The following is a 20,144-nucleotide window of genomic DNA, read 5'->3' as shown; positions in this document are numbered from 1 at the left end:
CTGTCCGCTGCCTAATCCGACGGGCTTGGACCCTCTACCGCTGGGACACCCGGCCTCGAAGCCCCCGCATCCGATGACCTACTGGCGGACGCCCTAAGCGCCCCGGTAGTCGAGCTGGACCACCTCATCGAACAGTGCTGAGGCCCACAAGTGAGGGTCGTCAGCCAGGCGTTGGCGGCAGTAGTCCAGGAACGGCACGAAGGCGTCGGGAGCCTGGCGACGCTGCTGCGGAATCCGCTCGCCGTTCAGGTAGGCCCGGATCGTCTTGCGGTCCCGGCCCAGATGGCGGGCGATCGCCGAGATCGTCCAGCCCTGACGGCGCAGAGCGTGCGCGTCGAGGTCTTCTTCCACTGTGAGCACCCAGCCCCTCCGACGAGGCCCAACCGTTGCTCACGCAGGCTTGCCGCAGCCCACCCCAGCTATCCAGACACGCCGGAGAGGATCACCCAAAGGGTGGGGAACCAAGCCCAGCATGTTTGGCCCAACCACCAGCACCACCTGGGGAGATTCAACCAGCGCCATCACCGTTCCGGTGGCCGTGTCCGACGGCCCCGCGGGGGTCGTGCCGTTGGGGGTGCGGTTGTACGTTCCCGGTGCTCACGTGGTTGCGACGCGCCAGCTGGGCGAGGTGACGGAGGCGCTCGCGCACACGGTCGCCGCGCGGGGGATCGCGTGCGTGTACGGGGATGCGGGGCAGGGCAAGACGGTCGCGGTCCACCGGGCCCTTGGCCTGCTGCCGCGCCGCCTGCCCGTCCGCCTGGCGCAGGTGGCGGTGAAGCCGGCCTTGCCGCAGCTGCGCGCCGCGCTGCTGACGGCGTTCGGCCTGCCGGCCGGCGCGCTGACGAACCGCACGGACGCGGCCGACCGCGCGCTCATCGACGCCTTCAAGGCCCCGGGTGTGCTGCTGATCGACGACGTCCAGCGCATCGCCGCCCCCGAGCTCGACTACCTGCGCCTGCTGGCCGACGCCCCGGCCACGCAGACCTCGCTGGTGCTGTGCGGGGCCGGGGCCGAGCGCACGCTGGCCCGGGCCCCGCGCTGGCTTCGCGGGTGCTGACCTGGCAGCACGTCCCCCGCCTGGAGGCCTCCCAGGTCCCTGCTGTGCTGCGCCTGTTCCATCCGCTGTGGCACACCGCGGCCGACGCGGACCTGCTGCACGCGGACGAGACCTTGGCGCGGGGGAACTTCCGGACCTGGGCGAAGATCACTTCCCACGCCTACGCGGCCCTGGACCAGCGCCCCGGCACCGGCGCCGATCGCGCGCTGCTGGACAGGGCGTGCTCCCGCCTCGGCCCCAACCCCTGACCCCGCCACCCCGGCGGCTACGCCGACCGCCACCCCGGCGGCTACGCCGACCGCCACCGCGCTGCTTTTCCGGACTACGGGTGTCGGCCGGGTAAAGCATGATCCCGGCGTGATTTGACTTGCCTCTGGTGCGGTGGCGTCCAGGTGTCGGGGGGACGGAGAGGTCGTGCCGGTAGCTGGACTGTCACAGCCGACGTCCATGCTGTCCGCCATGAACGAGGACTCCTTTTGGCAGCTCATCGACGAGTGCAGGCCCACCGGGGCCGATCCGGACTCGGAACAGCTCGCCGCCGCTCTGGAGGCCAGGCTGATGAACGGTCCGCTGCCAGCAGTCGTGGGATTCGCCGAGCAGCTCTCCTGGGCCCTGTACCGACTCGATCGCAAGGAGTACGGCACCAGGGTGTCGGGTGACGCGTTTCTCTACACTCGCGCCGCCGTCGTGGCCGCCGGTCGAGACGAGTACGAAGCGGTGCTGAACGACCCGGCCCTGTTCTTGCCGTACGCAGACGACTTCATCTGGGCCGAGCCGCTGCTGTACGTCCCGGACACCGCCTACCAGAGCCTGACTGGCCGTGAATGGGACCGCGGCACCCGCTACAGCTATGAGTCGTACTCCAACACGGAAGGCTGGGCGGACTGAGCGAGTCACCGCCCGTTGCTCTTCAGCACGCGGGGCAGGTGGACGTGGAGGTGCTCGACCTCGACCTGGTGCCCACGGTCGCGGAGTTCGCGGGCGAGGATTTCGGTGAGACCGGATGCCCTGTGCCGGCCCCCGGCGCATCCGATGGCGATGCGCCGGGGGCCCGCGGGGAGTTCCGCGTAGTCGGCCAGGTTGGCGATCAGTTCGCGGGCGCCGGGGGTGTTGAGGACGACCTGCTGGACTCGGGGGTTGAGGCCGTCGAGGTCGAGGATGTCGCGGGCGGCGGCCGGGTCACGGAGCCGGTCGCGGACGTCCTCGACACGGTCAGCGGTCGGCGGCGGGCCTCCCTTGAGGTGCAGGTAGCCGAACGAGATCAGGCGTATCGGGTGCACGGCCGGGCTCTCCTGTCGTGGGCGGGGTGTCGGTGAAGAGGGGCATGCCGAGGTTGACCAGTTGGGGCCGACCGTCGGCGCGGGTCCGGTTGAGGCTGGCGAGCTTGGCGGTGGCAGCGTCGAAGCTGACCTGGAGACCTTCGACTTCGCCGAGCCAGCCGTTGGCGCGGGCTTCTCGGATGCGCTCGCGCAGGTTCTGGATGATCTCGATGAGGCGGACCTTCTGGTGGGGGTCGAGTTGGAGGACGGGGCAGCGGATGCAGGCTTATCCGAACCAGTCCAGCTCGACGTTCAGCTCGTCATCGAAGTGCCTTCGCAACGGAAAGTAGTCGTGAAGTCGCCGGACAAGAGGCCGTCCCGGGCGTGTCGCGCTCCGGGGCGGCCGTCAGCGTGTCTACTGGGAGAACGCGTAGGTTCGGACAGGGTCGAGGTGCAGTTCGTAGGGCCCGAAGCAGTCTGCCGCTAGCGTCGCGACCGGGGCGCCGCAGGGACAGGCTCGGTTGAGTCCTTCGTCACCCGCCGGCCCGCAGCAGCCGGTGCTGTTCTCCCAGTTGGGCAGCGGTTGAAGGTCGGGGGCGTCCTCAGGGTGCATCAGCACCGTGCCCGGGACGCCCGCAGAGATGACGAAGCCCTCCTCTCGGCGCCGCAGCGCACGGCGACGGCATCGGGGGTACGCGCGACCTGGGCCTCCACCAGCTGATGCAGCAGCAGGGAATCGTCGAAGAAACGCGCTGTGTCGTTGAACGGGCCGACGGCGGCGCGCCGCTCCTCGGCGGTGATCAGGCCCAGCTCCTGGACGTACTGATCCGGGCGAATCGTGCCGTTGGTCAGCAGCACCGACAACTGCCCGGCAAAGCGGCCGAGTTCGGCCGCGCTGAACGTTCCCGGTGCACACTCCAGCGCGCAGTGGATCCCCTGCGCGCCCCAGGAGCAGCTGAGCCGGAGCTCGTGCGCGCTGCCTGCGGCCACCAGCGGATGGGGGACGACGGCCCGGTAGGAGGCCGAGGAAGCCCCCGCGGCACGCGTCGCCCGGGCGGCCTGCTCGATGAGCTGCCGGAACGTGGTCTCCTCGTCCGTGCGGCAGCGCAGCGGTCCGGACGACGTGTCGACCTGCACCTCCTCGTGGCCGCTCCACCGCAGCAGCAGGGCCCAGAAGCCCGCCAGCGGCACCGCGGCCGGGGCGTGGCCGGCGTGCTCCGCCAGCAGCTGCAGGCCGCGGGCCGTGGCGGGGGGCAGGGGGACGGCCACCGACACATCGAGCGTGCCGGTGGCCGGCGGCGCCGCGGCGGCGCCTGTGTACGTCATGGGGTTACTGCTCATCGGGGAGTCCTCCAAGCGGTCCGGCCGGTCAACCATGCGCCGTCTCCAGCGGGGTGGTGATTTCCCTCGGCCGACGCGACCACCGGACAGCCGGCCGAGGACGAGGGCGAACTGGGCATCACGGGCCCGTGGCACACACCTGCGCTGTCCCGGTGCTGCCGGGAGCGGGACCGGTGGGGACAGCGGACGTCACGGGCGGGCCTCCTCGCAGGTGAAGGACGTGCTCGGGCCCATGGTCGACGCACGCATATCTTCGGCGTATCGGCGGCCAATCCCCTGGCTATCTCAGCCCGTGGAGGGCCTCGCGACCAACGCGTCGCCCAGCCCGGTGCGCCGGTAGACCACGGCGCGGCCCGTCCGGGTGCCCTCGACCAGACCGGACCTGCGCAGGACGGCCAGATGGCCGCCGACCGCGCCGAGGCTCATGCGCAGGGCGCGGGTGAGCTGCGTGGTGGTGACCGGTCCGTCCAGGGTGGCGAGGATCAGAGCCCTGGACCGGCCGATCAGCGGGACCAGGTGATCCGCGGCCGGACGGCACGGGGCGGCGGCCGGCCACAGGGCGGCGGCGCCACCGGCCGGGTAGACCACGGCGTTGCGCCACGGTTCGTCCAGGCAGACCCACAGGGCGTCGAACAGGTTGGGCAGGTACAGGACGCCGCCCCGGCGCAGGACCCGTTCCTCGTCCGGCATGCCGGAGACCTCGATGACGGCACCGCGGGCATGGGTGCGCCACCGGACCGTGGGGGCCAGGTCGCCGAGCACGCCGTTCCAGCCCTCGGCGATCAGCCGGTCGGCGCGGTGGGCGAGATCACGCTGCAAGATGGCGCGCATCCGGTCCCAGTCCGGGGCCACGAACTCCTCCCAGGCCAGGCCCAGGACACGCGTGAAGCGGCCCACGGGATCGGGCGAGTCGAAGATGCGGGCCACCCCGTCGGGCAGCTCGCGCCCTTCGAGGACCCGCATCACCTCCTGATGGGCCCGCGCCGCCGGCGTCTCCCGGACCGCGGCCAGGTCCTGAATGAACGTCGAAGAGCTGCCCCGGGGAGGCGGTGCGATGAAGTCCGGGTTGTAGCCGCGGACACGCAGGACGGACACCAAGGTCCCCAGGTCCGGCTCGGCATCGCACATCGCCCGCAGACGCCCCCGATTGCGCTCCACCCACGGCCGCGCCGTCCACGAGGAGATCCGGCCGGACAGGACCAGCAGGGCCGCCACGACCTGGGTGATCGGGGATATCGCGAAACGACTGGCCCCGAGGTCTCCGGCCCCCATCTCGATGCGCAGCGTCACGACATGACCTTTCGCCTGTGGACGAAACCTTAGTGGGCGCCGTCCGCGCGTGGCCATCCTGCTGTCTCCCGGCCGGCGGAGAACCGCCGCCGAACCGTCCCCCCGCCCCAGGAGAAACACCATGCTCGTCAGCGACGACACTCGGCCCCCGGGATACCGGGAGGTGTTCCGGGAACGGGACTTCCGCGTGCTGTGGGTGGCCCACGCGCTGCTCAACCTGGGCGAGGTCATGAAGGCCCTCGCCCTGTCCGCGCTCGTCTACAGCCGCAGCGGCTCCCCCCTGCTGTCCGGCATCGCCTACGTGGCGGGACTGCTGCCGCAGGTGTTCGGCAGCGCCGCCCTGCTCTCCCTGGCAGACCGGCTCCCGCCCCGGCTGACCATGGCCGCCTGGGACGCGGCCCGAGCAGCCGGAGCGGCCGTGCTGGCCCTCGACGTGCTGCCGGTGCCCGGAGTCCTGGCCCTGAGCATGCTGTACGGCCTGTTCGACCCCGTGCCCGCCGCCATGAAGACAGCCCTGCTCCCAGAACTCATGGGCGAGCGCCGGTTCGTGCTGGCCCAGTCCCTGATGAACGTCACAGTCGGCGCCGCGCAGATCTGCGGCTTCGCCGTGGGCGGCGCCCTGCTCGCACTGCTCGGGCCGGTCGGCACACTCTGGGTGGTCTGCGGCGGCGCCCTGCTGTCCGCCGCGGTGCTCCGCCTGGGCCTGCGGATCCGCCCGCCGCGAGGGGCGGGCGGATCCGCCGTCACCCCGGCACGGGCCCTCTCCACGACCTGGGCGGTCAACCGGGCGCTGTGGGCGGACGTCCGGGTGCGCCGCCTGCTGCTGGCGCTGTGCCTGCCCGCGTGCTGGATCGTCGGCGCAGAAGCGACCATGATCTCGTACGCGGACGAGATCGGCAGCCCCCGGGCCGTCGGCGCGCTGCTCACCGCCGCGGCGCTGGGCATGCTGATCGGCGACACCCTCGTCGGCCGTTTCGCCACCCGACGCCGGCGCAGCCGCTGGGCACTGCCGCTGTCCGTGCTGCTGGGCGCCCCGTACCTGCTCTTCGCCGCCCAGCCGGGCATCGCCGCGGCCGCCGGGCTGGCGGCGCTGGCCAGTATCGGCTTCGGCTACAGCCTGTGCCTCCAGGAATCGTTCGTCGACGTCGTCCCCGTCGAGTCACGCGGTCAGGCTTTCGGGCTGGCGGCCTCCGGCCTGATGTCCTGCCAGGGCATCGCCGCCGGCCTGACCGGCGCCGTCGCCGAGCTGGCCCGGCCGTCGGCGGGCATCGCCGTGGCGGCGGCGGCCTCCCTGCTCTGCACGGCGCTGCTGGTGCGGGTACTCAGGCCGACGCCGTGACAAGGGCGTCCGCGCGGTCCACCTCCTCCCGGTCACCGAGGTACTCCCAGCGCAGCAGCGACAGCGGGACATTGCCGTTGCGCCACAGGTGGTTGTGAAAGCGCCGCAGCTCGAAGCGTTCCCCGAACAGGCGGCGCGCATCCGCCAGCAGCGCCAGCACCTGCGTCTTGCCGGCCTGGTAGGACAGGCCCTGACCGGGGGTCAGGGCGAAGAACGCGGCCTCGTGGTGCGCGGTCGCGGCGTCCAGCGGGACCTCGCGGACCAGCAGTTCCGCCGCCTCGGGCACGGTCACGCCGCCCACCGCCAGGGCGATGTCGACGCCCACCCGCGCGCCGCGCAGGCGCATGAAGTTGCGCACGGTACGGCGGGAGGCGGGGTCGTCGTCGAAGAGCCCGGCCAGCAGAACCAGCTCCTCGTGGTAGAAGGCGATGCCCTCGTTGACGGCCGAGTCGTAGAAGTGGCGGCGGACCGGATCGGGATGCCGCCAGGACATCGCGAGCTGCTGGTGGTGCACGCCCTCGTGGATGATGCCCAACCGGGGGTCGTGCGCGTTCGCCCGGTCGAAGTAGGGCAGGTCGGGACGGGGCGGGGGCACATAGCTGACCGCGTCCTCGGCGAGCCGGTCCGGTCCGGTCAAGTCGTCGGTGATGCCGAGCCAGCTCAGCTCCGCCAGATAGCCCGGCAACAAAGCGGTGCGGTAGCGGGGCAGGTCGGCGGGCAGGTCGAGCAGCGCCCGGTCACGGTAGAAGGCCCGTACGCTCTCCTCTGCGGCGGCGTGCCGGGCGCACTGCGCCGCGGCGTCCACGGGTAGCGCGGGCTCACCGGCCGGGCAGCCGTGCCGCGTGCCGACCAGATCCGCCATGGCCGCACGGTCGTCCTCGCGCCGGCCCAGCGCGCGCAACTCGGCCACGGTCCACGGCAGCAGGGCGACCTCGGCCAGGTACCGCTGGAACGAGCCCTCGCCCACCGGCCGGTACGGCGGCAGGCCGGGCACCCGCGCCCGCCAGCGCTCCCGGAAGGCGCCGAGCGCCCGCGCGGCCGAGCCGGCTGCCTCCGCCAGCTCCCGGGACACCTCCGGGACGTGCGGGGCCAGCTCGCGGACGGCCCGGGCGAGGCGCGTTTCGATGTCCTCCAGCTCCCGGACGGTGAGGGCGGTGAACTCCGCCTCGGCGCACTCCCGGGTGTTCTCCTCGGCCCAGCCCAGCACCCTGGGCACGTCGCGCATGTGCCGCAGCACGGCCTGGGCCCGGACCGGCCCGAACGGCGGCGGGGGCAGCAGCAGGTCGTACACGGCACCGAGCGCCTGATCCACGTAGAAGCCCGGATGCCGCTGCCACAGTCGCAGGGTGTCCAGCTCCCAGCCGGCGCGCGCGACGGCCGAGGAGACCAGCCGGTGGTCCACGTGCACCGGCACCGGAGCCACGCCGGGGGCGAGCGCCGCCACGGCCTGCCGGAACAGGGAGAGCGTCCCGCGGTGCCGGGTCACCCCCTGCGCGCTCCAGTCAGGCGTCCAGCCCGTGGGCCGGTCCAGCCTGCTCCTGGTTTGGTTCTCCTCGGTCGGGCCGGGACCACCACTGCTCTCGCCCTCGAAGCCCAGCGAACACCCGGCGCGGCACCGAACGGCGCGCGACCACTGACATGGCGCGCCCTGGCTTCCAGAGTGAGAAGCACCATGGCGGCCCACGCCGACCGCAGGGTGGACAACAGCCACGATGAGTTGAGCTGATCGCCTCCTCGGGTCCGGCCATGATCCAGTTGGTCAACTCGCGATGTGTAAAAGGGTGGCGATGCCAGAATGCGTACATGAGCACCCCACCGCCGACCACGTTGCCGGGTGAGTACTACCGAAGCAGACTCGGGCGCCGCGAACTCGATGGCCTGTTCGCCACCGCATCCGAGGGCTTCCAGCCGCCAGAGATCGTGGTGTCGCACGAGCGCCACCACCGCACGTTCAGTGCCCCTACCCTGAACGATCTGGTAGCGATGGTCCAGGCCGCGCCACTGCCCGGCGACCCCGATGAGTGGGACAACCTGACCTACGAGGCGACCGACCCGGCTGGTAAGCGCAGCATCACCATTCGGCTAACCGCTGAGCGTGTGGACACCCATGTCACAGGCAGCGACACGACGCTGGTCTATGGTTCCGACTCCAAGATTCGCATCTACCTCGAACACAAGCGGATCGGCGCTATCGACAGCCCGATGTCCCCCGCGCGGAAGCAGATGCGTAAGTCCCTCGTTGGCGTGGCCACGTTCGGTGTCCTGCTCTGGTACGGATACTTCTGGTACACACCTGCACCTGGGGCCGCACCGCCGCCCCTTACCATCCTGGGTCTACTCACCACCGTGTTCTTCGTACTCGCTCTCAAGGAATGGCTACAGGACCGGAGCGCCCGAGGGTGCCTGGAACCCACGCGCCAACTGCCGACCGGCAGCCTGTGGAGCCGATTGCCCACCATGGAGAAATTGACAGCCATTGCGGCGTTGGTCGCCGCCGTGGCCGCCGTCGGCACTCTTATCTCAGCTGGTACTGACTTGTTCAAGAGCGGCTGAGTCGAGCCTGCTGTCCGCACCAGCCCGGGCGGTAGGACACGCTGGTACCGGCGAGACGGGTAGCCCCGGGCGTCCCTCGCCCACTTTGTCGAACACCGGTAGCCGGCCCGTCCCGCATCTCCTGCTCGGCCACCCGGCCGGGCCCATGACACCCAGGGTGAGCATTTTCGGAACGTGCTCACCCGTGCCGGGTCTGCGGGCTACCGTGCCGCTCATGAAACAGCAGGAGCCCGTGGTCACCGTCGCCAAAATCGGGCAGCGCGGCCGCCTGATCCTCCCCGGAGAGCGTGGACCAGTACCCGTCGGCCCACACTGTGTGGGAGGCCTGCCGCTCGGCCTCCTCCAGCCCTGCCCCCTCACCCACACACGGCAGACCTAACGGGCTCGCCGACTGCGGCCCGGCCAGGCCGCAGTCGGCGGATTTGCTGGCGAGGCCGGGTCAGACGACGGCTTCCAGGAAGTCGGCGTGCCGGGCGAGCGCTTCTCCCAGCTCCGTTCGTCCGGGCGTGCCCGCACTGGTGGCGGACCACAGGGCGATGCCCTCGCGCGTGATCTCGTCCAGCCGGTAGTCGGAGAGGGTGGTGGGGGTGGTGCCGTCGCACTGGGTCAGCAGGCCGGCGACGATGCGGTGTGCGGCTTCGGAGTCGGGGTGCCGGGCGGCTCGGCGGACGACGGAGTCGGCCTTGGAGATGGCCGGGGTCCGTTCGACGGTGGCTGCGGTCAGCTCCAGCCACACCGCGTCGTCCATGGCCTTCGCGTAGGCGAACTCGCCCGCACCGCGCAGGTGCCCGGCCTCCGCCGGCAGGCCGAGGCCGAGAACGTCGTGCCACAAGCTCACCGCGTTGTCGAAGACCCACGAATTCGCCTCGGTGGCGGCGCGGGGCAGGACCCACCCGGCCGCGCCGAGCAGCCGGGAGACGGCCGGTGCGCCCTCGTGCGCGGCAGCGAGCAGTTCGAGGAACTCGCTCCGGCCGCCGAGCGCGGCCGGGTCCAGCAGGAGGAGGCCCGCGCAGGCCTCCCACAGCACCTGGTTGCTGCTGCCCCCTCCTTCGTCCCCGCTCCTGCAGCGCAGGTAGGCGACGAGCTGGTCCCGGTCGAGATGCCTCATCACGTCGAGGGCGACATCGTCCACGACGTGCCGGGAGGTGATGGCGGTGACGGCCGGGCAGTGCGGCCGGTCCAGGCCGAGCAGTTGAGCCCGGTGCTCCTGGATCCAGGTGGGAGCGCGGTTCAGCAGGACGGGGAGGTGGTCGCCGATGACGGCCATGGCCCGGTCGTCGGAGCCCGCGTCGAGGAGGTCGCCGAGGACGTCCGCCGCTTCGGGGACGAGTTCGGCCGGTGCGGCGGCCCGGACCAGGCCCCATCGGATTACGGCATCCACGGCCAGCCCGCCGAGCTCGCCGTACGCAACCTTCAGCGGGTCGGCGGCCGACGGGTCAGCCGGTGCGGTCCAGGCGGTGACGACAACGCTCAGCCACTGGATGACCGGCTGCTCGACCGCTCCGAGGTCCACGTCTCGGGTCCAGGCGTCGATCACGATCAGGCACAGGGTCAGCTGCGCCTCGCTACCGGTGGCGGGGTCGCCGTCGCGGGCGCAGACCAGGTTCCACAGGGCTTCGGTGACCGCGGCCCAGACCGTGACCGGGTCGGTGAGCGGGCATGGGTCGGCGATCAGCGGGGTGCGCAATGCGGCCAGGTAGCCGTGCTGCAGGACGGGCTCCTCCAGAGCTGCGACCACGGCCGGGAGGGCTTGGGACCAGGAGTTCGGGTCGGTAGCGACGAGCCGGCCGACGACAATGCGGGCGTAGTCCGGGGAGAGCGTTCCGGCGCGCATGCGTTCCCGCAGGGCGACGGCGGCGGCCGGGGCGCCCTGAGCGACCGCAACGGTCTCAAGGTCCTGCACGGCGGCGGTGAGGCCGTCGAGGTAGGGCACGAAGCGAATACGGGGGAGCGGACGGCGGGGAGCGGGGCCGAACAGCTCGGTCACGGCGTCGACGACGTCCTGCCAGGGTGCGAGGACGGCGGGTGGCAGGACGGGGGAGAGGGCCCAGAGCGTCGACCAGCCCGTCGGTGGCACGGTCGTGGGCCAGTTCGCCAGGGCATGGCGGCCGGCTTCGAGGCCTGCGGGGTCCGGTGCGGTTCCGAGTGCCGTGGTCAGCAGCGCTTCCAGGTCCGGGAGGGTGTCCGGCGGGCAGCGGTCGACGACGGTGGCGACCAGGTCCAGGGTGTCGGCGCCCACCTGCTTGACCGAGCCGATCCGGGAGAGGACGTCGCGGGCGGCTGACTGCCACGCCTCGTAAGAGGCCGGATCCCGGTCAGGCACGGTCTCCAGCAGGTGGGCGGCCAGCACGCGGTCGGCCCACCGGGGCGGGCCGGGAAGGTCGGCCCACTTGGCGGTGCGTTCCGGCAGCGCGGTGCCGTGTCCGGATTCGGTCCGGGCGAGGTCGAGCAGGGAGCGCACCGTGATGCGGGTGGTGGTCGGGGCGAAGTCGTCGGCGCGGACCACCTGTCGCAGGTCGTCCGCCATGTCGAGGTCCCCGAGTTCCAGCTCTGCCCCCACCGCGGCGGTGGTCACCTCCAGCAGGGTGGCGCGTACTGCCCTCACGACCGCGGCGTCCCCGGGCCCGTCCTGGCTGTAGGCGGTCGTCTGGAGTTCGGTGAGCTGCTGCTGGATCTCCCATCGCTGCCCGGCAGAGTTCTCCACCACGTGCAGCAGCACCCGCTTGGCCACCTCGACCCAGGCCAGATCCCGCACGTCCACCGGGACGCCGACCAGCCAAGTCACCACTAGCTGCCACAGCGGCTCGAGCAGGACGTCGTCCTTGGCCAGCGTCGAGAGGACGATCGCCGCCGAGGAGCCGCCGATCTGGCGCGCTACGCGCAGCAGGCCGGCCAGGACCTCCGGGTCCGCTCCACCGAAGGCGTTCTGGTTCGCGGTGAGCCAGGCCAGCGCTCGTTGCGGGTCGGTGACGGCGATGCGCTCCAGATACGGCTGGGCGGGCCAGTGTGCGGTCTCCGGCAGCAGCCGCCCGTTGCTGATCAGGTCTAGCCAGTCGGGGCTGACGGCGTGCATGAAGAAGTAGCGGATCGCACGCGGCTGCTGGAGGGCGGCGACAGCTTCGGCGTCCGCCGCGGTCGGCGCCTGGGCCGTGACGAGCGGGACCAACAGCGGGGCAAGGGCCGGCAGGTCGAGCACCAGTTGCTCGACGTGGGCCACCAAGTCGGCGAACAGCTTTCGTGTGCTCGCCTCTCCGTCGCCGGAGCTGCCATGAAGCACGCCGGAGGTCTGGCGGTAGAACTTCGCCCACGCCCGGAAGGCCTCCTGCTCACCCATTCCAGGCGTGGTGCCCGTTCGCTGGCGCACGATGTCCGCGAGCTGGCGGCGGCGGAATGCACCGCCGTCCTGCTCCTCCCGCCTCTGGTAGGCGACGGCTTCGCGCAGCCCGGCCAGCGCGTCCGGCCGGACCGTACGCGCGGCCGCGCCCGAGTCCCGCCGAGCCTGCTGCAGCCGGCGCAGGACCGCTACCAGCGCCTGCTGCTCCGTCGGGTCCAACGGGAGGGTCTCCAGCGCGGCGACGATGGCGAGAAGTTCGAGTTCGGCGTCGTACTCCGGCCGCGGGTCTACGAGGCCGGGGAGACGGTCGGCAGGGGTCCGGATAAGCCCCTGGACGCCCGCGCCGATGCCAGCACGCGGCTCCAGGACGTCCGGCACGTCCACCTCGCGGTCGAGGGCAGCGAACAGCTTCGCCAGTGCGGTGGCCTGCTCGGCCGGTTGCTGCAGGAGCGCCTTGACCTCGCGGTTGACCTGTTTCTGGGCGTCCCTCGGGCCTTCGAATTCCTCGCCGGCCTCCTTGAGGAGGCTGTCGATCGCGGACCGGCAGGAGGCGAGCGTGCTCTCCAGCGGCTGCGACCACCGGTCGAGCTCGGACAGCTTGAGACGGGCGTCCCGCAGGTGCCCGAGCGCCCGGACGCCGTTGGGTCCGAGAGCGATGAGGGCATCGGCAATGCGGGAGCCGTCAGCCAGCCGCGAGGGGTCAACGTCCGTTCCGGGCGCGCCGTGGAGAGTCATCGCGCCACGCTAGCAGCGTCCGTACCGGGCTTGCCGCCGCTCTCTCCGGACAGTGGGCCTCACGCGATGAAGGTGGCGCCGGTGGTCACATTGACCAAGGGTCGCCCCCGGCTCCGGAAGGACGGGGTACTCGCCGCCGCGCTGCTCGACCACCCGTCAGTGCCTTGTCCAGCCCGACGACAACGACGGCCAGGCCGACGCCGTCGAACCGGCCGAGCCGTCCCGGCCGGGCCGCACCGCCTACCGGCGCGGCGCTGCCAACCCCAACGGCTCGACCACCGCGCTGCGGGCCGATGTCCTCGGCGCGCTCGGCGTCCTCAAGGCCGCCACGGCCGACCAGCTCCAGCGCCTGCTGCGCCCCCGGGCGGCGTCGAACAAGGCGATCCGGCAGGCGCTGCGCGATCTCGCGCTGCACGGCCTGGTCGCTTCCGACGGCAACACCAAGGCTCGGCACAAGACGTGGCGGCTGGAGGGTGCTGCCGGGCTGGACGCGGCCGGGCAGGTGCTTGGGATGGTCCGCTCGGAGATGGGCGGAACGGCTCGGGGCGCCGGGCGCTCCGGCGCCCAGCATGCGATGGCGGTCAACGAGACGATCGCCGCGTTCGTCCTCGGCGGCAGCGCGCCCGGGGCCGCGGGCGGCGTCGGCACGGTGCGGTCCTGGTCGACCGAGACCGAGTTCCTGCTGCCGGGCGGCAAGCGCAAGGTGCGCCCGGACGGTGTGTGGCAGGCCCCGGAGATCGGGGTGCCGGTGCTGATGGTCGAGGTCGACCGTTCCACCATGACGCCGGCTGACGTCGCCGCGAAGTTCCCCCGGTACCGCGAGCTGTTCCGCACCAAGGTCCGCGACAACGACCCGGCCCTCGCCGACCGGGAGCCGGCCGACCGGACGGTGCACTGGTGGCGCCGCGCTTACCCCGGCCACACCCGACCCGGCTACCCGCCGGTCGCGCTGGTCGTCACCGATGCCGGACCGGTCGCGCTGGCCAACCGCCAGGAAGCGATCGGGGACCTGTCGGCCGAGTGCTGGCGCGGCCGCTGGTGCAGGGAGGTCCGCGACGACAACGAGGACGGCTGGCGCGAGTACGACGACGCTGTGCCCATCGTCGCGACCACCCTGGAGCTGCTGGCCGAGCACGGCCCGCTCGGGCCGGTGTGGTGGCGCTTCGGCCGCTCGGGCCGGTACTCCCTCATCGAGGCGCTGGAGAACCCGAACAACCGCGCCGCCTACGACCAGCGTCAGGCCGCCCGCGAGGACGAGGAGCACCAGGCCCACCAGGAGCTGATGGAGTCCCTGGTCTGCGTGGACTGCGGCGACGTCCCCGAAGCGGAGAGCACCTACGAGTACGGGCTCCACGGCCAGTGGACCCGCCGACCCGGCGGCCGCTGCTGGACCTGCCACCAGGACCGCAACGAGCGACTGGAACGGGAGGCCGAAGAGCAGCTGGAAGCCGCCCGGGCCGCGAACGCGTTGCTGCGCCCGTGCTGGACCTGCCGGGGTTCGATCGGAGGGAGGGCCGGCTCGAAGCTGGAGCTGCGGGAGAAGGCGGGCCCGGACCGGCTGGAGTGCCCGCAGTGCGTCAGCGACCGGGAGGTGGAGGAGCTGGGCCCGCTGGTGCTGCCGGTGCCGACGAAGCGGGAGCTGGTGGCCGCGCTTGTCTCCGCCCCGGACGATCCGTGGTGGGAGGACCGCGTGCTTCACGCGAAGCTCTACCCGGTGAGGGACCGCAGGGTGTGACCTGTTGGTGGTTGTGGGCGTGGAATGGCCTCTCATGTCGGGTTGTCTGGACCTTTGGTTGTGCCTGTTGGGGTGATGGGTGGGCGGCTGGTGTGGTGACTGTGTGTGGTGGTGGGTGGGGTTGGGGGTCGGGTCGGCTGTTGGCGGGGGGCGGTTCGGTGTTGCGGGCGTGTGTTCGGGTGTGGATTCCGCCGGGTATTTCGTTCGGCTGTTTTGGCGGATTGGTTGCTTGTGGTGGTTTGAATTCGGGTTGGAATTGCGGGGGTGTGGGTGGTGGCGGGGGTGGGTGTTCGGTTTGGTGGTGCGGGGTTGCGCGCTGGTCGCGGTGCCCGGCTGCGGGTGGCTGCCGTCCGGGCCGCGCCCGCGCGGGCCGCGTCTGGTTGCCGTGTTCGCCGTTCGGGTGCGGGGTTGCTGCGTCCGGCCTGGCCGCCTGCTGCGCCGTCGGCGTCTTGATCTGCGGTTTCGGTCACTTCGGTCACTGGTACCGGCTCTCACCTGCGAGAACGTTCGGTGATCAAGGGGCCGGGACCGGCCCTGGGGCACGGTGGGCTGGGGGTGCCCGGTTCCCGTGGTCGGGGTGGTGGGCTGGCCGCCGCCCTCGTCGTCGTCCGGGGCCGTGGCCGTCGTTCTGCTGTGCCTTCGGCGGCCTCGCTGCGACGCTGTCCCGGCCGGGTGGCTGGGTGGCCGTCAGGCCGCCCTGGAGGCTGCTGTGGTGGCTCTGGTGGTGGTCCGGGGAGGCTGCTGCGGGTCGGTCCGGGAGTAGGTGCTGGTGCTGTCGCGTTGCCCTGTCGTGTGGGGTGCTATCGCGTGCTGTGACGTGGGGGGATACCCCTCAATCCCTGTCTGTGGTCTGGGCGCGACAGGTGGGTGCGACAGGGGGCCGGAGTGGGGCCGCGGCTGCTGTTCGGGTGGTGGCTGCGACCGCCAGGTGCCGGTTGTCCTGGCCGCCGTCCGGGGCGGCGGGGCACGGCCAGGACGGCAGCCGCTGTCGGGGCCGGCCTTGTTCTGGTGGTGGTGTTCGGCGGCTGGGTGGCCGGTGGCTGACCTGTGACAACGAAGTTGGACCAGTTGTCATCGAAGTCGGACCGACGGCAGTTCGTGACAGCGAAGTTGGACCGCCCCAGGTCAGAGGAGCTGAGCGAGTCTGTCGGTGTGGAGCGAGCCCAGGCCGGCTGTCCGCCCCGGGCGTCAGTTGGCGGGTTTTGCCAGGACGTCCAAGCGGCAAATCGTGTGCCCCGGGGGCACCGGACGCGTTACCCTCGGCGCTATGAACGTCACCGGCCGAAGCATCACCGCGACCGCGCGAGCGACCAGCTCGCCGGTTGCCGCCGCCTGACGTACTCCCTACTTCCACCGGCGACCGGAAACGGTCTGCCGGTGGTTCCATGGCGTTCCCGCCCCGGTTCCGATGATCGTGCGGACCCGTTGTCCGGTGCCTCCCCGCTGCACACGCGAAGGAGCCACCCCATGAACACCGATCAGATCGTCCGCACGTTCGTCGAGTACTTCGAGGAGCGCGGCCACCGCCGGATCACCGGCTCGACCCTGCTGCCGCCGCCCGGCGACCCGGTGCTGTTCACCACCTCCGGCATGCACCCGCTCACCCCGTACCTGGAGGGGCACCCACACCCCCTCGGCCGGCGGTTGGTCAATGTGCAGCGCTGTCTGCGCACCACGGACCTCGAGGAGGTCGGCGACAACACCCATCTGACCGTCTTCGAGATGCTCGGCACCTGGTCGCTCGGCGACTACGAGGGCCCACTGAGCCTCGACTGGGGTCACGGCCTGCTCACCGAGGGGTTCGGCATCGATCCGGGGCTGCTCCATGCCACGGTCTTCGGCGGCGACAACCAGACCGGCCCCGACACCGCTTCGCTGGAGCTGTGGCAGGAGCGCGGGGTGCCGGTAGAGCTCACCGTCGAGGACAACTGGTGGTCCAACGGACCGACCGGCCCGTGCGGCCCCGACTCGGAGATCTTCCTGTGGACCGGCGACACCCCGCCGGAGTCGACGCCGACCGGTGACGACCGCTGGGTGGAGGTGTGGAACCACGTGATGATGCGGCATCGACGGCTCGTCGACGGTTCACTCGTGCCGCTCCCGCAGCGCAACGTCGACACCGGACTCGGCCTGGAACGGCTGGCCTCACTGCTGCAGGGCCGGCGGTCGGTGTTCGAGTGCGACGTCTTCGACCCCTGGCGCCGGATCGTGCCGACCTTGTGGCAGCTGGACGAACCGTCGCTGCGGCTGGTCTGCGACCACCTGCGCTCGGCCATCGTGGTGATCGGCGACGGGGTGCGACCGGCCAACACCGGCCGCGGCTACGTGCTGCGCCGGCTGGTACGTCGGGTGCTCACCGTGCTGCGGCGGGACGATCCGTGGCGCGGTCTCGGAGACCTGCCGGACGAGCTGATCCAGCACACCCTGGACCACTTCCGCCAGGACGGAGACCCGGACGTCGTGCGCCGGGTACTGCTCGAGGAGGAACGCCGTTTCAGTCGGCTCCTGGAGCGCGGCCGGCAGGTACTGGCCCGCCCCCGATTCCGAGGCCCGTTGAGCGAGGAGGACTTCCACTACCTCCACGACACCCACGGTCTGCCGCGCGACCTCGTCCTGAACCTGCGGCCGCGGTGACGGCGGTTCACGGCGACGAATCGAGGTCCGGAGACGTGACCCCCACCTGCGTGGTGGATCCCCAGTCACGGAAAGCGGGGATCCACCACGCAACAAGGAGTGCTGATCCGCCACACCCGCTCTCGGTCCAACTTCATTGACATAAAACGCCGTCGGTCCATCTTCGATGACAACTGATCCATGACCCGTCTCACCGAAGTTTGGTCAGTCTCAACGAAGTTTGACTGGCCCTCTTGGGAGTCACGCGTCTGGTTCGGTCACAGCCCCGAGATCCCGGCTCGCCGCGCGTGCAGTTCGGAGCGGACAAGTTCGAGGAGACGGCCTGTCCAGTTGCGGCCGTGGCCGGCGTTGTCGCCCCAGAAGGCCGACTCTGCATCGTCGTAGATTACGGTGGCGTCGTCCGTCGCCAGCAGGATCTCGGCCAGTTCGGGGTGCTGGTCGTACTTGGCGCGCAGCAGCCGCGTCATGACGGCGGTCCGGACATGCTCCCAGCCCTCGCGACGCAATGCCTCGGTCGCGAGCTTGCGCGCTGAAGCGGCGGTTTCCGCCATGGCGATCGCACTCTGGACCTCGGGCTGAGCAACCGACAAGGCCCAGTAGGCATGGGCGACAGAGGCGTAGCTGACCTCTCCCACCGTAATCGGGGCGGGGTAGTCGTTGCGCAGGCCGAGCTTGCCGGGATCGTCCACCGGCTTGTTCGGATACGAGTGGTAGAGCTGGACCGCCGGAGCGTGCGACGCCACCGGTCCGTCCGCGGGGACACGCGTGGGCTTCTCGGCCCTCCAGCGGGCCCGCTCCTCGAAGTACGCGAGGGCGCTGTCGTAGACCTCTTGCGTGATCGGCGGATCGGCCGGTATGTAGGTCTGGCCGCCGGGCCCTGCCACCAGCACCCGCAGCGGCGCATCCTTCCGATCCATGTCGCCCAGCGCGTAGCGGCGCCGCGAGGCCGGGATGGCCAGGAACGCGGCCCGGGCCGCAGCCCGGTTCTCCTCGGTCTGGTCGGCGAGGAAGGCATCGACCGCTGCCAGGCAGCGGCCGGTCGAGTCGGGCCGCCCGTTCAGCCGGTCAATGGTGTCCCGTACTTCTGCGACGAGTAGCTCAGGGGTCCGCCAGCTCCGCGGCTCGCTGAACTTCCACTCCGCCAGGTCGTGCGCGGACGCCTCCCCGCCCTCGGGGAAGCTGGTGGCCACCCAGCCGGTGCGCAGCTTCTCCTCGAACTCCTCGACGGTGACCAGGCCCCAGCAGTCGATGAGCCCGTCGGCGTAGATGAAGAGGTCAGTGAGGAAGTAGTGGCCGCCGTTGCGGATGAAGACGTGTCGCCAGGTTCCGGGTATGCGGACGCCGTCCGCCGTGCGATGGGTGATCCGATTGCCGATCATCCTGAGATTGTGTCGCAGTGGCCGCCGAGGAGACCTTGATTTTCCTCGGGCCGCCCTGAGAATGATCCGCGCTGACCGGGACGGGCCCCACGGACCCGTGCCAGCACTTCAAGACCCCCGAAAGCGTCAGGCACCAAACCGGGCGGTCAAACTTCGATGAGACAAACCGCCAGCAGTCAAACTCCACCGAGACTGGTGAGACTTCGCTGAGACGCGACACACCGGGCTGCGCCGGTGCGCCGGCCTCGGCTTCTCCCCGCCCCCGCCCGCGTCGCCCGGTGCCGCGCTCCGCTGCTGGGCCCTGGCCGCCGGCCTGGTCGGCCGCCAGGCCGGTCCCGCTGCGCCCGACTTGGCCGTCCTGCCCGCCGTGCCCGCGCCCGCGCCCGCGCTGGTGGTGGCCCGGACCGGCCGTCCCGCCCGCCCGGTGCTGCGCCTTGGCCGCCCGTCCTGGCTCGGTGTTCGGTTTGGTGTTGCTGTTCCGGGAATTGCTCCGTTGACGTCGAGTGGGATTTTTTGGGTGGCTTGGAACGGCGGCCGTGGTGTCGGCGGAGAGGGCCGTAGGCCACTTTCTGGCGTGCCTGAATTCTATTTCCGTCCGCTGCGCCTCGCGGGGCTTTCTGATTTCCTCCCGAAAGAGAGTGGAAGGGCATTCGCATTCTCGCCGTGAGTGCCGCCGGATAGAGCCGGGATGGAAGGTTGACACGAGGTTGGCTGTTCGCGTCTTGCGCCCGTCCGGGGATCGGTAGGATAGAGCTGTTCGGAAGCCTGGGAAACGCCGCCGGATACGCTTCGGATGCCGGTCCCGAATCCGTGATTGAGGGCCCGTCAGGGGCCGCCGTGCGGGGTGCCCGTGAGGGCCCGCCACCCGGGCCGGTCAGGCCCGAGCCGGACCGGTGGCTCCAAGGTGCCTCCCGAGGGCCGCAGGCCCCGCCCCAGGGGCGGAGGATGGGCCGCCAGCCCAGCAACCAGGCGGTGGACCGGCCACCGGCCGGGCCCGAGGGAGGGGGCCCTGGGGTGAGGTTGTGACTGATACCCGAAGTCCGCGACACATCGTCAACGCCCAGGGCCGCAGGCCCGGGCCGGCACCCCCGCCCGATCGGGGGAAGGGGCTGCTACCAGAATTCCGCGTCACATCGTCAACGCTCACCCCCGGGCGCAGCCCGGGAAAGGCTGCCAGCCAATCGGCCCGTAGGGCCTTGAAAACACCAGTCGAACAAAGTCGGAAAGCCGAGTGATTGACGGGCCGTAGGCCCGGGACAATACCCAGAGAATGCGGAGCGCAGCGACGCCCGACGCCCGCAATCAACCACCAAAGCATGCTCGCGAATTCGCCGCAGGCGAATTCCCCCAATCACCCACCGCCTGCCCCGGCGTAGCCGGGGCCACGCCACGCACGGTGACGGCGCAGCCGTCACCCCCGCACCTGGCGGTGCGTCAGCACCGCTTGAGGAGCCGTCAGGCGACGCCTAAGCCGCAGGCTTCCGCCCC

The 20,144-nt window shown here is 71.3% G+C and carries 15 protein-coding genes; 7 read left to right on the top strand and 8 right to left on the bottom strand.

Features of this window, described 5'->3' with window-relative positions; translation table 11 throughout:
* Positions 1-93: 93 nt before the first annotated feature.
* A complete protein-coding gene (locus P3T27_RS40065; RefSeq protein WP_280686305.1) occupies positions 94-360 on the bottom strand; it encodes a helix-turn-helix domain-containing protein in 267 nt (88 codons plus the stop codon).
* Between the two features lie 241 nt (positions 361-601).
* On the opposite strand from P3T27_RS40065, the gene P3T27_RS40060 reads away from it, so the two are divergent.
* The 3 genes from P3T27_RS40060 to P3T27_RS40050 all read left to right on the top strand — a co-directional run bounded on the left by P3T27_RS40060 (position 602) and on the right by P3T27_RS40050 (position 1,945).
* Positions 602-1,057 carry an ATP-binding protein gene (locus P3T27_RS40060; RefSeq protein ID WP_280686304.1) on the top strand — a complete coding sequence of 152 codons (456 nt, stop codon included), beginning with the start codon at positions 602-604 and terminating at the stop codon, positions 1,055-1,057.
* A complete protein-coding gene (locus P3T27_RS40055; protein ID WP_280686303.1) occupies positions 1,051-1,305 on the top strand; it encodes a hypothetical protein in 255 nt (84 codons plus the stop codon). The genes P3T27_RS40060 and P3T27_RS40055 overlap by 7 nt, the downstream gene beginning before the upstream one ends.
* Positions 1,306-1,516: 211 nt before the next feature.
* Positions 1,517-1,945, top strand: a complete 429-nt coding sequence (locus P3T27_RS40050; protein WP_280686302.1) for a DUF4240 domain-containing protein — start codon at positions 1,517-1,519, stop codon at positions 1,943-1,945.
* 5 nt (positions 1,946-1,950) lie between these two features.
* Here P3T27_RS40050 and P3T27_RS40045 read toward each other — a convergent pair whose 3' ends face one another.
* The 3 genes from P3T27_RS40045 to P3T27_RS40035 form a co-directional block, all read right to left on the bottom strand.
* Positions 1,951-2,337, bottom strand: a complete 387-nt coding sequence (locus tag P3T27_RS40045; protein ID WP_280686301.1) for an RNase adapter RapZ — start codon at positions 2,335-2,337, stop codon at positions 1,951-1,953.
* A gap of 591 nt (positions 2,338-2,928) precedes the next feature.
* A complete protein-coding gene (locus P3T27_RS40040; RefSeq protein ID WP_280686300.1) occupies positions 2,929-3,657 on the bottom strand; it encodes a hypothetical protein in 729 nt (242 codons plus the stop codon).
* Between the two features lie 285 nt (positions 3,658-3,942).
* Positions 3,943-4,947, bottom strand: a complete 1,005-nt coding sequence (locus P3T27_RS40035) for a DUF5937 family protein (RefSeq protein ID WP_280686299.1) — start codon at positions 4,945-4,947, stop codon at positions 3,943-3,945.
* A 121-nt stretch (positions 4,948-5,068) separates the two neighbouring features.
* On the opposite strand from P3T27_RS40035, the gene P3T27_RS40030 reads away from it, so the two are divergent.
* The gene (locus P3T27_RS40030) at positions 5,069-6,286 is read left to right on the top strand and encodes an MFS transporter (RefSeq protein ID WP_280686298.1); all 1,218 of its coding nucleotides are present in this window, start codon (positions 5,069-5,071) and stop codon (positions 6,284-6,286) included.
* Here the strand turns inward: P3T27_RS40030 and P3T27_RS40025 are convergent.
* Positions 6,270-7,772 carry a DUF885 family protein gene (locus P3T27_RS40025; RefSeq protein WP_348534206.1) on the bottom strand — a complete coding sequence of 501 codons (1,503 nt, stop codon included), beginning with the start codon at positions 7,770-7,772 and terminating at the stop codon, positions 6,270-6,272. The genes P3T27_RS40030 and P3T27_RS40025 overlap by 17 nt on opposite strands.
* Before the next feature lie 317 nt (positions 7,773-8,089).
* Here P3T27_RS40025 and P3T27_RS40020 point away from each other — a divergent pair, with 317 nt between their 5' ends.
* A complete protein-coding gene (locus P3T27_RS40020; RefSeq protein WP_280686296.1) occupies positions 8,090-8,839 on the top strand; it encodes a hypothetical protein in 750 nt (249 codons plus the stop codon).
* A 439-nt stretch (positions 8,840-9,278) separates the two neighbouring features.
* On the opposite strand, the gene P3T27_RS40015 is transcribed toward P3T27_RS40020, so the two are convergent.
* The gene (locus P3T27_RS40015; protein ID WP_280686295.1) at positions 9,279-12,908 is read right to left on the bottom strand and encodes a hypothetical protein; all 3,630 of its coding nucleotides are present in this window, start codon (positions 12,906-12,908) and stop codon (positions 9,279-9,281) included.
* A gap of 85 nt (positions 12,909-12,993) precedes the next feature.
* Complete coding sequence (locus tag P3T27_RS40010; protein ID WP_280686294.1) at positions 12,994-13,323, bottom strand: hypothetical protein; 330 nt, start codon at positions 13,321-13,323, stop codon at positions 12,994-12,996.
* Here P3T27_RS40010 and P3T27_RS40005 point away from each other — a divergent pair.
* Complete coding sequence (locus tag P3T27_RS40005; protein WP_348534207.1) at positions 13,258-14,643, top strand: replication-relaxation family protein; 1,386 nt, start codon at positions 13,258-13,260, stop codon at positions 14,641-14,643. The two genes, P3T27_RS40010 and P3T27_RS40005, sit on opposite strands and share 66 nt — an antisense overlap.
* Positions 14,644-16,110: 1,467 nt before the next feature.
* Positions 16,111-17,277, top strand: coding sequence for an alanine--tRNA ligase-related protein (locus P3T27_RS40000; RefSeq protein ID WP_280686293.1), 1,167 nt, complete (start codon positions 16,111-16,113; stop codon positions 17,275-17,277).
* A gap of 257 nt (positions 17,278-17,534) precedes the next feature.
* On the opposite strand, the gene P3T27_RS39995 is transcribed toward P3T27_RS40000, so the two are convergent.
* Positions 17,535-18,656: an NADAR family protein gene (locus P3T27_RS39995; RefSeq protein WP_280686292.1), complete on the bottom strand. Its 1,122-nt coding sequence runs from the start codon at positions 18,654-18,656 to the stop codon at positions 17,535-17,537.
* Between the last annotated feature and the right edge of the window lie 1,488 nt (positions 18,657-20,144).

This window comes from Kitasatospora sp. MAA19 (genome assembly GCF_029894125.1).
Lineage (GTDB): Bacteria > Actinomycetota > Actinomycetes > Streptomycetales > Streptomycetaceae > Kitasatospora.
Note: the sequence above shows the minus strand (reverse complement) of the source record. Positions and strands in the feature narration are given on the sequence as shown.